Source organism: Paenibacillus sp. ClWae2A (assembly GCF_032452295.1).
Lineage (GTDB): Bacteria > Bacillota > Bacilli > Paenibacillales > Paenibacillaceae > Paenibacillus.
This window is the reverse complement of sequence record NZ_JAULSQ010000010.1, coordinates 49,627-62,546: the sequence shown is the minus strand read 5'-3', so window position 1 is coordinate 62,546 and position 12,920 is coordinate 49,627. Positions and strand designations below refer to the sequence as shown.

11 protein-coding genes and 1 pseudogene are annotated in these 12,920 nt (G+C 44.8%); 3 read left to right on the top strand and 9 right to left on the bottom strand.

What is annotated here, in order from left to right; all coding sequences use genetic code 11:
- From QVE09_RS23765 to QVE09_RS23750, 4 genes are all read right to left on the bottom strand, one after another.
- Entirely contained in the window at positions 1-555 is a 555-nt protein-coding gene (locus tag QVE09_RS23765; RefSeq protein WP_315938798.1) for a GDP-mannose 4,6-dehydratase, read from the bottom strand.
- Positions 556-900: 345 nt separating this feature from the next.
- Positions 901-1,956: a cysteine peptidase family C39 domain-containing protein gene (locus QVE09_RS23760; RefSeq protein ID WP_315938797.1), complete on the bottom strand. Its 1,056-nt coding sequence runs from the start codon at positions 1,954-1,956 to the stop codon at positions 901-903.
- Between the two features lie 49 nt (positions 1,957-2,005).
- Positions 2,006-3,499 carry a class I adenylate-forming enzyme family protein gene (locus QVE09_RS23755; RefSeq protein ID WP_315938796.1) on the bottom strand — a complete coding sequence of 498 codons (1,494 nt, stop codon included), beginning with the start codon at positions 3,497-3,499 and terminating at the stop codon, positions 2,006-2,008.
- On the bottom strand, positions 3,496-3,735 hold the full coding sequence (locus QVE09_RS23750) for a phosphopantetheine-binding protein (protein ID WP_315938795.1): 240 nt from the start codon (positions 3,733-3,735) through the stop codon (positions 3,496-3,498). The genes QVE09_RS23755 and QVE09_RS23750 overlap by 4 nt, the downstream gene beginning before the upstream one ends.
- A gap of 227 nt (positions 3,736-3,962) precedes the next feature.
- Here QVE09_RS23750 and QVE09_RS31640 point away from each other — a divergent pair.
- Positions 3,963-4,115 (top strand): annotated as a pseudogene (locus QVE09_RS31640) (IS256 family transposase); the annotation flags it as partial.
- A gap of 1,065 nt (positions 4,116-5,180) precedes the next feature.
- Here the strand turns inward: QVE09_RS31640 and rlmD are convergent.
- Positions 5,181-6,995 (bottom strand): 23S rRNA (uracil(1939)-C(5))-methyltransferase RlmD, encoded by a 1,815-nt coding sequence (gene rlmD, locus QVE09_RS23745; RefSeq protein ID WP_315938794.1) that lies wholly within the window; start codon positions 6,993-6,995, stop codon positions 5,181-5,183.
- 622 nt (positions 6,996-7,617) lie between these two features.
- Positions 7,618-8,499: a diacylglycerol kinase gene (locus QVE09_RS23740; RefSeq protein WP_047840512.1), complete on the bottom strand. Its 882-nt coding sequence runs from the start codon at positions 8,497-8,499 to the stop codon at positions 7,618-7,620.
- A 524-nt stretch (positions 8,500-9,023) separates the two neighbouring features.
- Between QVE09_RS23740 and QVE09_RS23735 the strand changes: the two genes are divergently transcribed.
- Entirely contained in the window at positions 9,024-9,740 is a 717-nt protein-coding gene (locus tag QVE09_RS23735) for an NPP1 family protein (protein WP_315938793.1), read from the top strand.
- A 95-nt stretch (positions 9,741-9,835) separates the two neighbouring features.
- On the opposite strand, the gene QVE09_RS23730 is transcribed toward QVE09_RS23735, so the two are convergent.
- Positions 9,836-10,258: a DUF4395 family protein gene (locus QVE09_RS23730; RefSeq protein ID WP_315938792.1), complete on the bottom strand. Its 423-nt coding sequence runs from the start codon at positions 10,256-10,258 to the stop codon at positions 9,836-9,838.
- Between the two features lie 65 nt (positions 10,259-10,323).
- Positions 10,324-11,250 carry a ketopantoate reductase family protein gene (locus tag QVE09_RS23725; RefSeq protein WP_315938791.1) on the bottom strand — a complete coding sequence of 309 codons (927 nt, stop codon included), beginning with the start codon at positions 11,248-11,250 and terminating at the stop codon, positions 10,324-10,326.
- Between the two features lie 168 nt (positions 11,251-11,418).
- Between QVE09_RS23725 and QVE09_RS23720 the strand changes: the two genes are divergently transcribed.
- Positions 11,419-11,988 (top strand): TetR/AcrR family transcriptional regulator, encoded by a 570-nt coding sequence (locus QVE09_RS23720; RefSeq protein ID WP_315938790.1) that lies wholly within the window; start codon positions 11,419-11,421, stop codon positions 11,986-11,988.
- Between the two features lie 146 nt (positions 11,989-12,134).
- Here the strand turns inward: QVE09_RS23720 and QVE09_RS23715 are convergent, their stop codons facing one another.
- Positions 12,135-12,920, bottom strand: coding sequence for a sirohydrochlorin chelatase (locus QVE09_RS23715; RefSeq protein WP_315938789.1), 786 nt, complete (start codon positions 12,918-12,920; stop codon positions 12,135-12,137).

The window sequence follows — 12,920 nt, the reverse complement described above, 5'->3', positions numbered from 1 at the left end:
TTAATGGATATATTGACCCTGGTAATAATGGATCGTTCTAGCGAGTGCATCATGCAAACTGATCGCCGGTTCCCAGTCCATAATCGTCCTTGAAATGGTAATATCCGGCTTCCTTCTCCTTGGATCGTCTTCCGGCAGCGGGAGAACAGTTGGGTTACCGTAGATCTCGCTTGTTGAAGCCAAGAAGAAAGCAGCCTGCTTTTCTTTGGCCAGATACAGCAGATGCATCGTCCCTTCGCTGTTGACCCTCATCGTTTCGATCGGATAGGACAAATATTTGGGCGGACTGGCAAGACTTGCAAAATGCATCACCCAATCGACAGGGCCTTCAATTGCGAGCGGATAAATGACGTCATGCTCGATAAACTTGAAATTTGGCGACCGTAAGAGATTGTCTATGTTGACAGTAGACCCGGTCAGAAAATTATCGACGCCGATAACGGTATGCCTTCCCGCAGCAGCCTCTCGGCGAGGTTGGAACCGATGAAGCCTGCGACTCCTGTTAATACAATGAATATTATGATCCTCCCCCTTGCTTAAGGTTTGTGAAACCACTATTAATTCAATCGAACAGATATGGTTCTATGCATGAGTCACAAGATGTTGGGTTAAATACCAGGAGAGATTCTTGAGGTGAGTGGATCCGTTGTGGTTGTGCCAGAAAAAGAGCTTGAAGCAATGCGGATCGTTGAAAGACAAGAAGACAATAGGCTGTCAGCAAACGTTTGTTTTAATACAAGAGGAACGGTTTGGCTTACTCAACACGCTGTATCGCAACGATTATAATCCCGGCATCACTCCCTCCATAAATATGACCGGATCACCACGGGCTTCGCGCTAAGGCTTCTATTCGGGTGCAAGAAGAGATATCCACAACTGACATCATCTGCTCCCTCAACATTACTGAATAGCTACCTTCTTCAGCCATCGTTCAAGAAATATGGATTCTTCATTTTCTATATTCGTAATCAGCGTTTGTAAACTTTCGGAAATACTCGTGTCCTTTGTCAAATTATATTTAATCGCTAGATTCACAAGGATTTTTGCTTTAAGTTCAATAGCTGTGAATTCATCTATATGCTCTTGATTTGATTTAATTAAATGTTGATTATCGTACAAGTACTTGAGTCTTAGCGTCATTATCTTCTTATGATCATAAAGTAAATGAAAGGGTCTTATATCAAGCATAACCTTATGTTCCAATGTCTCTTTCACATAATTATATAGAGTTGTGTATATTTGCATGCCGAAGTCAAGATTATCCCTGTCGCCCCCATAGTTGAACATCTCCCAATACTCCGGCGTTTGCTTAGTGAAATAATTTCTTATAGAATTCACTAGGGTATCTGCACTGAATTTATCCTGATATTGATCATTGAATCTATACAGATAAACCATTTCTCTAAGATAATCATGATTGGTTGTTAGATGATTCGTGTCGAACGCAAGATTGAAATCAGTAAATGATATCTCAGCCTGACTATACACGCCGTTTTTAAAGAAATCGGAAACATACAATATCTCTCTATCCAAATCATAGCCGTAAACAAATATGTCATGATGCAAATGGAGTCTATTGTAGCGATCGCTTAGGGGCACGTAGAAATAATTGACCATGGTGTGGACATAGTTATTAGCGTTAATATTTTCTATAATAAAATGAATAACAGACTCCCATTTAGTTGTTACCGTATCTCTATGTATCTTTTGAGTAGTAATCCATTTGCACGCATCCGAAGGCCGCAGCTCATAAGTCAGCGGGAAATAAAAATCTCCCCAATGGTGTTTATAATCTTTGTTAATAAATAATTGAATATAATTGCTAAATATCCATGGATGTGCGCACTCGTAATGGGTAAGTATGGACAAGAGATGAGCATGTTGCGTATAGGTTGTAATCATCGGATAACTGACCGGCAATATTTCTCTGCCCAATGTTTGAGTTGAATTCTTCAACCTTTCGTTCCCCCCTCGTTATTTGGTTAAATGGCTTAAGGATGCCGAATCAGTATATCTCATTTAGCAATAAGCGCTTCGTACTTGCCCTGTCCAGTTTTCCTGTTTTTGTTTTTGGAATGTTATCTATAACCCTCCATTGTCTAGGCACTTTATACGATGACAAATGTAAGTTGCAATGTCGTGTCAGTGCATCTATATCAACCAGGCATTCATTAAAAACTTTCAGAAATGCGATAGGTACTTCGCCTAACAGATCATCGTGTACACCAACAACCATGACCTCCTCCACTTCTTTCAAGCCGTACAAAAATTCCTCGATTTCTTCCGGATAGATATTGATACCGCCGGATATAATGATATTCTTCTTTCGACCTGTGAGTATAAGACACCCTGATTCATTCCAATATCCCAAATCTCCTGTCTTTAACCAACCCTCAACAATGGTAGCGTTCGTTAACTCCGGGTTTTTGTAATAACCGAGCATCACATTCGGGCCCTTGACCCAAATTTCTCCGATAGCAGCTCCTTCTACCTCATTCTCTTCTTCGTCAACAAGACGAATAGAAACGTCATTTATGGGTGATCCACAGGATAAGTAGCGCTCTCCCCGTTCCATCATGCTTACCCGCGGAGAAGCTTCGGTCAATCCATAGGTTTGAATAATGTCCGCATGAGGAAATACAGTCTGAAGATGGTCTACTAATTTCGCAGGAGTCGCCGCACCGCTAATTACAATAAATTCAATGGAATCAAAGGCACTCCAGTTCTTTGTCTGATGGAAATCGGAAACAAAATGCATCAATTGCGTAGGCACCGCTGAGAATGCCGTGACCGCCTTATTCTGAAACAGTTTAAACGCGGTGCGCGGCAGAAAGGGCAAGCTGATAAGTTTAATTCGGGTTCCATATAGCATGCAAGAAATCAATTGCGTGACAATCGTAGAACTGAAATGAACGGGCATCGTTACAAGAAACGAATCTTGATCCGTATACCCCACCTTTCCGCCATGTGCCAAGGCATTCGTTAATACATTCCAATGGGATAACATAACGATTTTAGATTTTCCGGTTGTGCCCGATGTAGGAAGGAGAATCGCACATTGATTGGGATCGGACTGATTTGTTAACGAGATCGATTCAAACGAAGGCATTGGTTCTTGCGATAAATCCTGAGCGGTAACCCAAGGAATGTCGCAATTGATATGCGCAGGCTGTGCATATTTGCTGATAACCAATTTGGCGTCACTGGCATTTAAAATATTTTCAATTTCAGTATTGGATGCCGAATAAGGAACCGGTACTAACACATAACCGCAGAATTGAATGCCCAGCGCCGCAATAATGAACAAGGGCTCATTATTTGTGTATAATGCAAGATGACTTCCGGTCTCAAGCTCAAAACTCTTGTGGATATATAAAGAAATCAAGTAAGCTTCTGTCATCACCTCTGCGTAAGTCCATTGCTGCTTTAGATCTTCAAGGATAATATGATCTTGGCGATCAGAGGCCTCCAGAAATAGACGCTGAATGATAGTCATCATAGCGTTTTCTCAGTCAAATAATTAAGGATTAATCCAGCCGTGGAGAACTTCTCAAATAACAGATCTTCATCAGGGATCGAGATGTTAAACTTCGATTCCATTAAAACAATAAGCTTGATGAAGCCTACTGAATCGATCCCTTGGTCCAACAAACGGGTATCGTGGTCTTCCGGATACTCGATGTCCAGCTCAGCAAAAATTTCGTTTCTCAAGATCAATTCTATTGAATTAGACATCATGTTTCCCCCGTTAGATAATCTTTAGAAAAAGGCCGATTAAAGAGGATACTATATGTGATAAGCAAGTGAGAGTATTGTGAAGAAGAATAAGTTCATAACGATGTACAAGGTGAATTTGCACTGAAAGAGTTGTTTGCATAGTTGTATGCAGAGATTCTGCAATTCATGCTGGAGGCGGAGTATGACACGATGCAGGACATAAAAAGCTTGACGCGAAGAGTACAACGACGGAAATAATTGAGGGTTCCTTCGTCAACATCGCAAAGCCTAAAGAAAAAAGCATTTTCCCAAGCAATGAAGCGTTGCTGAAAATGCTCTACAAAACTAGGATGAATGTCACTCGTAAATGGACAGGGCGTGTACAAAACTGGGACTAAGTACCCCATCACCTCTCCATTTTCTTCCTCGACGGGATCGAACTATATTGCGTAAAGTTTTGCTTGGAGAGCGTTTACACTGGTAGATCTACAGTACCAAGTGCGTGATATATTTAATATAATTCCATATATGCCAATTGTCAACAATTTCGAAAAAGCCCATTGATGCCCTCTGGAATTCCATTCGTCATCCTGCTGTTTCTCTCCTTTGCGATTGTTTCAAAATGTGTATGGTAAAGGGAAAATATATTTAACGCAACCATTCCAGCCATAAAGAATACGCCCAATACAATAAACATTGTCAGAATGCTTCATAGCCGCATGTCGAAGTGTTTTCGTCTAGGGACTGTTAAGCTTACGAGGAAACGGACGAGCGGAGATATTGATAAGGAGATGTTCAACGCATGCTGTGGGGCTGTCAAGAACGAACGTCAATCATATAAGGAGAACGGCTCGACTTCAAACTGGAATCGCTCACGAACACGATACAGAATCACGTGTATTGGCGTCCAAAGCTGAGTTAATGAAGTTTGCCTCGCTTTGACGTCCATTCGAAATCAGTTATAACTCTAGCACATGAGTAAACACGGTTTCCAGTAACCTCTTTCATCCGTTCGGAAAGAAAGAGGTTACTGGTACGAAAGTCTGGCTGTTGACCAGCGGCGAGCCACATGAAAATGATATTTTACGAACCGCCCTACAAGGCTTCTCTACCCACATTTGGCTACAAGCGTGATGATAAGAAGCTTCTACTTGATGAGATCTATGCCCCTATAGTTCAAGAATTTCACCTCTATCTGTATTAGAATTAGGGTGTGTACAAAATCAGTAATTACTTCATTATTACAGGTACAAAAAAAGACACGGAAGAACAACTCCGTGCCTATATATAGCAAATCCCGCTTCACCGAACTTCAAATTGAAGGTCAACAAGTCTTTAAGCAGGCACTTCAAAGACTTATTCAAAAAATTTGAAGTTATTAAAGACGGTTCAATCAAAGCCATACATTACATATTTCCCGTCCTCAATCCATAAGGAAGTTGGAACAACGAGAGGCGTAGGAATTAATCCTGCCCCTTCCATTTTAACATCGCTACCGACTCCACATGCACCGTGTGTGGGAACATATCCACCGGCGTTACCTCAACCGTGCGATAGCCACCATCCTCCAGCACACGCAGATCACGTGCCAGCGTACTCGGATTACAACTCACATACACCACTCGCTCCGGCTTCATCTCCAGGATCGTTTCCAGCAAACGTGGATCGCAGCCTTTACGCGGCGGATCGACAACGATCACGTCGGCCTCGATGCCTTGTTCTTTCCAGCGTGGAATAACGTCCTCAGAAGCACCAACTTCGAACTTAACGTTACGCATCTCGTTCAACATGGCATTGCTACGCGCATCCTCGATCGCTTCAGGCACAATCTCTACCCCGTACACCTGATCCGCATGTTGCGCGAGGAAAAGAGAAATCGTCCCGATGCCGCAATAAGCATCAATCACGGTCTCTTTGCCGCTCAGTCCTGCGTATTCAACAGTTTTGCCATACAATACTTCCGTCTGCACCGGATTCACCTGATAGAACGAACGCGCCGAGATTGCAAACTGCACGTCTCCGATATAATCATAGATTACATCACGGCCCCACAGGACGCGGGTCTCATCGCCAAAGATGACATTGGTCTGCTTCTTGTTCACGTTCTGGCAGATGCTCGCCACATGCGGGATCGCTTCATGAATACTACCGATCCATGCATCCTTGTGTGGAATGTCGCGGCCATTGGTGACGAGAACGAGCATCATCTCGCCTGTACGGAACGCTTTCTTCACAACGACATGACGCAATAAACCGCGACCTGTCTCTTCGTTGTACGCGCTAATTCCAAAATGACTGCCGATCTCCTTAACCTTCGCAACCACTTCGTCATTATGCTCATGCTGAATGAGGCAGCTCTCCATATCAATGATACGGTGACTTCCTTTAGCGTAGAAACCACCTACCAGGCCACCCTCAGCTGCTCCAATCGGCACCTGTGCTTTATTACGATAGCGCCATGGCTCGTCCATGCCCATGGTAGGCAGCACACGAATGCCCTGCTCCGTATCCTCTTCGTTCATGACACCTTCAAGGCGAAGGCGTATACGATTGCTACCATTCATTTGTACTTCAGAAGATGCTTGTCCAGGTTGAGTTGGCTGATTCTCATCCTGTACCAACCGCTCCTCCAGCTTCGCCTCACCAACTGAAGCGTCATCCTGCACGCGCTGTTCGGCGCCCTCTTTATCATTCTGCACGTTGGATGCCAACGTCTCTGCATCCTCCACCATCACGTTCAACTTGCCAATCCGTTGCAAATTATCGACTACCAACTGGCGTTTCCACGCAAGCTGTCCGGCATAGCTCATATGTTGGATCTGGCAGCCGCCGCACTGATCGTAGATCGGGCAAGGCGCGGACACTCGATCCGGACTTGCTTTCACGATCTCCAGAAGTTTGGCGTAGCCATACTGCTTCTTGGTTTTCATCACACGTACACGCACGGTTTCACCTGGAAGCGCACCCTGCACAAAGAGCGTGTATCCATTCGCGCGACCTACACCCTCACCGTCATGGTTCATGCCAATGATGTCGATGACAGTCTCTTCATTTTTACTAACGGGCAGTCCCTCGATTGGTGCAGATTCACGCGCTCTCCCCTTTGGACGAACGGCAGAAAGAGATGCGCCTTGTGGCCGCACCTCTTTTCCCTGCTGACGTGTAGATGGACGAGATGATTGACTTGGCTGACGGGACGCAGAAGCGTTCCCTTGCCCCTGAGAGGCAGCCGAATTCCGGCGGTTTTTTCCACGACCGCTGCGGTTCGTATTAGACAACGTACATTCACTTCTTTCTTCTTATATAGTACCCTTGCCTATGCAGGCGAGGGAGAAATCTCTTTTTTCACTCTGTTCACAATTCTAAAGAACCTGACACACCTTATTCACATCAAAAATAACGTTCCGAATTTCTAATGAACTTCAGAAACGTTATATCAAGTTCGGATGGTGTTTTCCGACCTTTTTCGGTCATTTTCTCCAAAATAACGACGCTGAGATTCGTTAAATTCGCAGATTCGGCGATTTCGCCATATTAAGGCTTTCTGAGTTCGTTAGCCGCCAGCCGGCACCCGACCAAACTGTTACATTCAGCACGGTGTACCACATCGCATTACCATCGAACAAGAACAGCACTTTTAACCTTCACTGTTCATTATTCACCGTTCAATGTTCACGTTCACTCAATCACCACAATGTGCCCTGTATCAGCTCAACGCATGGTGACCACATGAGATTATACGCGATCCCACCGTACACAGCAACTGGAAAATACACTTCCATCTCGCCTTACGGCAGAGCTGAATCCAACTCTCCTTATCACTTGTGCGATGCTGTGCAACCACTGCTGAGGTATCGATGTTTTCCGCAAGCAACCAACATTCTAAGCCAAGTGCCAAGTTTAACGATACAGCATCAGATGATGACGCAAATTCGTAAAGGTAGCTGGCAGCGTGCCGCCCAACTCTCCATCAAGGTTCAGTTGCACATAACCTGGCGACGTAACTTCCATATGACTCGTCTGGAAATGAACCACTTTCTTGTCGTTCAGATGTTCCCCACGCAGCGCAAGCGTTACGAGGCGGATCATATCAGCCAAATTACATTTCCTCACGCAAATGACATCGAACAGACCATCATCAATGGTTGCACCCGGAGCCAATTTCTCAAATCCCCCGACCGAATTGGTATTGGCGATGAGGAATAACATGAATTCATCATGAATCTCTTCCTGACCGTCGGCGCGAATAATCAGCTCCTGTGGAGACAGGCTCGCCATTTTCTCAATACCCTTCATATAATAGGCCAGTTGCCCAATCATCGTTTTCAGACGACTCGGTACTTCATAGGTCAATTCAGTTAATGATCCGCCACCGGCGATGTTGATAAAATATTTATCATTCGCTTTGCCCAGATCGAGCGGACGAAGTTGCTGATTAATGACCAGATCCACGTAATCTTCCCACTGTCTCGGAATGCCGAGTGCACGTGCAAAATCATTCGTCGTTCCCAAAGGAAACACACCCAGCGGAGGACGGTTCTCCCGCTCAGCCATACCGTTAATAACCTCGTACAACGTGCCATCGCCACCAGCAGCAATAATCATGTCATATCCGCGTTCAATCGCAAGTTCAGCTTCCCGGGTTGCGTCACCTTCACCGGTTGTTGCGTGACATGAAGCTTCAATACCACCTTGATCCAAACGCTGCAAAATATCAGCCAGACGTTTCTTCATTTCTTCCCGGCCTGAGGTCGGATTATATATTAAACGAGCTTTTTTCATCTCATACGCCACCTATTCCACAATATCCATGAGTCTATACAACCTCATAATCTTACCTTGCATCAGTCCACAAAAGGGCATATTTTTTACACAATAATGAACTTACGTTCATTCTGCTCTAATCTTTCGTCTTACTTATATCTATGCATCAGGAATTCCGTCTCATTCCAAAGCCTTTAACTCCTATCATATCATCAAATGTAAAGATGTCCTAGCCTGTAATCCATAAGTATATTTTTTCATATATGTACCCACTAATCTATCCATTAGCCAATAAACCTCATGCACCAGTCCTGAATCTATCCCACTACCTTTTATGTAAAATAGTCTCATTAATCAACCATTCTGCCCGCTTGGACAGGAATTAGTCTTCCGTTTTGATACCTTCATATGATTATGACATAGATATGCTACAAATTTACAAATCTTAAGATGAAAAGATAAATAATATAAACCTTTTTCCAATATAGTTTTAGTGCACCCTCAACTTAGCACCACATCATACCCTTGAAGGAGAATTGTAAATGAAAAAAATCGTGTTAATGCTCCTGGTTTTTCTTATGGCATGTATTCCTTGGGTCACCGTTGTTGAAGCAGCAGAAATTAATCATGATCAGGTTGTCGGATTTCAGGAAGTCTCACCAGTCACCGTAATGCAGCAAGCAGCCAAGCGTTTTCAGCCTTTTCTGAAAGTCTATCATGGTTGTGTGCCTTTCCCCGCAGTGGATCAACAGGGCAATACCAGCGCTGGGTTGAATACGTCTGGGTCATCGAATGGAAACTGTAGCTCAAGTACGGGGCAGATCTACTCCCGTTCCGCCTGGCACAATGGGGTGTGGGCCATCATGTATTCGTGGTATTTTCCCAAAGACTCCCCTTCCTCCGGACTCGGCCATCGTCATGATTGGGAAGGAATCGTCGTGTGGGTAGATAATCCGACAGCGGCCAACCCCCAAATCCTCTCCATCGCCTATTCCGGTCACGGACAGTTCACCAACGTCACACCGAGCAATACCAATACACAAGGTAATCATCCGTTGATTTCCTATAACAGTACCTGGCCGCTGAACCATGAGCTCGGCGTTACTAGCGCTGTTGGTGGAACTCAGCCTTTGATCGGATGGGACGATCTGACTTCTGCGGCACGAAATGCACTCAACACGACGGACTTCGGTAGCGCCAACGTGCCTTTCAACGATAACAATTTCACCAACAATTTAAACAAAGCCTGGTTTAGATAAAAAAATCCCCTTCAAGTGAACAGTTCACTTGAGGGGGATTTCGTTATGAAGCAATCGTAGCATCCCGGATACCTGTATCACTTCTTCATCCAACCTCAAAATCCAATTTTTCTACCTGCACGCAGCTGTTTGTACCAGAAATAGACGGTGCAGCCAACACAATAACCCAGCAGTGCCGCACTTGCAGCCGCGAGAAGCATGACGGAGAATACATAACCTGCACCTACCCAGCCAAGCGAGAATGAGATGAGTGCCAGAGACAGGAAGAGCACGGCCAGAATATTGTTGAATCGCTGTAGCTCCACCGCCTGCGTCTCTGTACCTTTACCAGTCAACACAACTTTCCCAATCTGCACAAACAGATTAAGCTTGCCACTGGAAGCCAGCCCAACCACCTGAACGACCCACAGCACGCCCAAAACTACAAGAGGATTGAACACAAACGAGAGCAGAACAAACAATACAATACCAACCTGATTCGCTTTCACATAGCGCATGGGCACTTCCCGCATCCTCATATCACCTTATCCCCATTTTATTAGTTGGTTTTATTGTAGTCGGTATTGGGGTAATGAGCAACACTTCATTTAAGGATAGTAAAATCTCTTTTCAGCACGTCCCAATGGGGAGTCGGGATGCCTGTTGTCTTTTTCCAATCGGTAAATGCATTATTTAACGCCTCAATCTCTCCAAAAGAACCTGCGACCAGCTTATGAACCGGAAGCATGCTATAGATCTTCAACAGAAGGTACAACATCCGTTGATGCTTGCGAATCATTTTAGCCTGAATCTCCGGTATAATCGTTATGCCCATAGCCTCAAGCACGCTGAAGCCCTCATCCATCGCCCTAATCATATGTTGGATTTGCTTTCTGTTCCCGTCCAACTTGATCAATTCGCGCTCCTCATTAAAACTCACCGCATTAAGCATCAGAATGGGGATGATATGACTTTTCAGCCAGGCATCAATATCACTCAGAACATTCAACTTGTATTTCACATGTTGGAAAGCTTGATCCAGCAAAGGTTTAAATCTTATCTCACCGTCCAGACTGCCGATTACCATTTGTCCGCTGCTTCCACCTATGGATAACATGCGGTCCTTTTCCCGCTTACCTCCACTCACCTGAAATCCAAACGCGACCTGTTTTGCCACCCTGCTGTTTTCCTCCAAAACGTTTTGCATGCTTCGTGCATCTGCGTTGTTTCCCACAATCACAATATTGCTGCTCTGATTGTTTGCCAGAATAGGTAACACAGAAGGGAAATCATTATATTTCATGACTACAAAAATAAGATCATATTGGTCATCCACTTCCAACGTTCTGGCTACCCGAACCTGATCAACTGTCGTTTTGAATTGAAAAATATGCCGGATGACGACTCCATCCTTCTCCAGTTCTTCTGCCCGCTTCCCTCTGGCCAGAACAGTAACATCATTTCCACCGCGCACCAGAACGTGTGCCAGTTGGCTGCCCAAAACACCTGCGCCATACACTAATATCTTCATTGGTTATCCCTCTATTTCATATTTTATCAATATTCGTTGCTTTATGAACATTTGTTGATAAAATAAGAGTAACAAAGCACCTACTGTGCTTCAATCGTTAAAATATCCGTTTTTGTTGAATAATCAACGAATGATTCCTTATTGTTGAAAACCATCATAGGAGGGGCCATGGACAGACGAGTACTCAAGACACGAAAGGCGATAATCGAAGCTTTTGTGGGGTTATTGGAGGAACAGGATTTCGAACAAATTACGATAAACGAAATTGCTGATCGGTCTAATGTAAACCGAGGAACCATCTATTTGCATTACGCTGACAAGTTCGACCTGTTGGATCAATGCATTGAAACCTATTTGCAGCAGTTGTTGGATGCCTGTATGATCGAAAGCTCTACTACAACACCCGTTACGGCCAAGGATGCGTTGCTCCGGACCTTCCGTTATCTGGAACAGCATGCCACTACCTATACCACACTTCTAACCAAAAAAGGTATTCCGGCATTCCGTAGTAAGTTGATGACATTGTTGGTCCAGGGAGTGCAGGAGCAAATGGATGCCTGTGGCATCCAGGAGGGTATGAAAAAAGAGATTACGATACAATTTCTTGCTTCCGCTGCAGTTGGTCTCCTGGAGTGGTGGATTATGAATTCCATGCCTTATCCGGCCGAGGAGATCGTTGACCAATTAATAGATTTACTGGAGCTACATCTGAATTTGCACGCACCCATTAATGGATAAACTAATCCTCGTTCAAGTGATCTACAACAAACAAAAACCACGTCCTTCGACGTGGTTTGATTGTTTATGAAGCTATGGAGTTCACATCAACTGATGCGACATTACTACGAGTGATGCGATGTCACACCTATGCCAAAGCGATCACTTCAAGAAGAAGCTTTAACTTCATTACATCTCTCCAGCAAAATCTGGATCTGGCGCTCCAGCCACTGCCCAAGCAATGGATGTGGCAACAGTGTCTCACCGCTGTACACATAGTCCAGTTCCTGCAGCCGATCCGGGATAACGTTCCTCGTGAAATAACCCGCACTCAAAAACAGCGGCGCCACAATGACTCGGTTCCCCCGCTCTTCGCTCCAGTACTTCACTTTGTCGTACACACTCTCCGGATTCAGCAGTGCATAATCCGTATGGGCTACACCACTAACTTCCTGCACACGCTCTGCAAGGGAAAAAATTCCGGCTTCCCAACGCTCGCGAAAACCATCATGAATACTCCCATGGCCTACAAGCAGAATCGTTTCCTCCTCCGGTTGCTGCGACAACAATCGGACTTTGTCCCACACCATCACGGCAATATCCGGATCGTTATCCACTGGATAACCGAAGTGAACACGAGCCTTCACATCGAACGGTTCCAGATCCGTTTCGCGATCAGGTGTTTCCTTTGCACCAATGGCATATTCAATTTCATCCACATGTGTACTCCCGGACGAAACAAATAGAGGTACGACCAGAATATCGGTTACGCCTTGTGCTTCCAGTCGGTCGATACCGTCCTGGATCAGGCGTCCTTCCACAAGTTCAAGAAAACCGGCTTCAACCGGTAATGGAACAGGCAGATTCAACCGGGAGATCGCGTCATCGACGGATTCCACCCAGGTCTGCTCCTGTGAACCGTGACTGATGATGAGTACACCCGGCTTCTTCAT

Bases quoted from the DNA above. Each gene is read 5' to 3' on its own strand.
- QVE09_RS23755 (WP_315938796.1), bottom strand. From the start codon at position 3,499: ATGATGACTATCATTCAGCGTCTATTTCTGGAGGCCTCTGATCGCCAA.
- QVE09_RS23750 (WP_315938795.1), bottom strand. From the start codon at position 3,735: ATGTCTAATTCAATAGAATTGATCTTGAGAAACGAAATTTTTGCTGAG.
- QVE09_RS23740 (WP_047840512.1), bottom strand. From the start codon at position 8,499: ATGAAAAAAGCTCGTTTAATATATAATCCGACCTCAGGCCGGGAAGAA.
- QVE09_RS23735 (WP_315938793.1), top strand. From the start codon at position 9,024: ATGAAAAAAATCGTGTTAATGCTCCTGGTTTTTCTTATGGCATGTATT.
- QVE09_RS23730 (WP_315938792.1), bottom strand. From the start codon at position 10,258: ATGAGGATGCGGGAAGTGCCCATGCGCTATGTGAAAGCGAATCAGGTT.
- QVE09_RS23725 (WP_315938791.1), bottom strand. From the start codon at position 11,250: ATGAAGATATTAGTGTATGGCGCAGGTGTTTTGGGCAGCCAACTGGCA.
- QVE09_RS23720 (WP_315938790.1), top strand. From the start codon at position 11,419: ATGGACAGACGAGTACTCAAGACACGAAAGGCGATAATCGAAGCTTTT.
- QVE09_RS23715 (WP_315938789.1), bottom strand. From the start codon at position 12,920: ATGAAGAAGCCGGGTGTACTCATCATCAGTCACGGTTCACAGGAGCAG.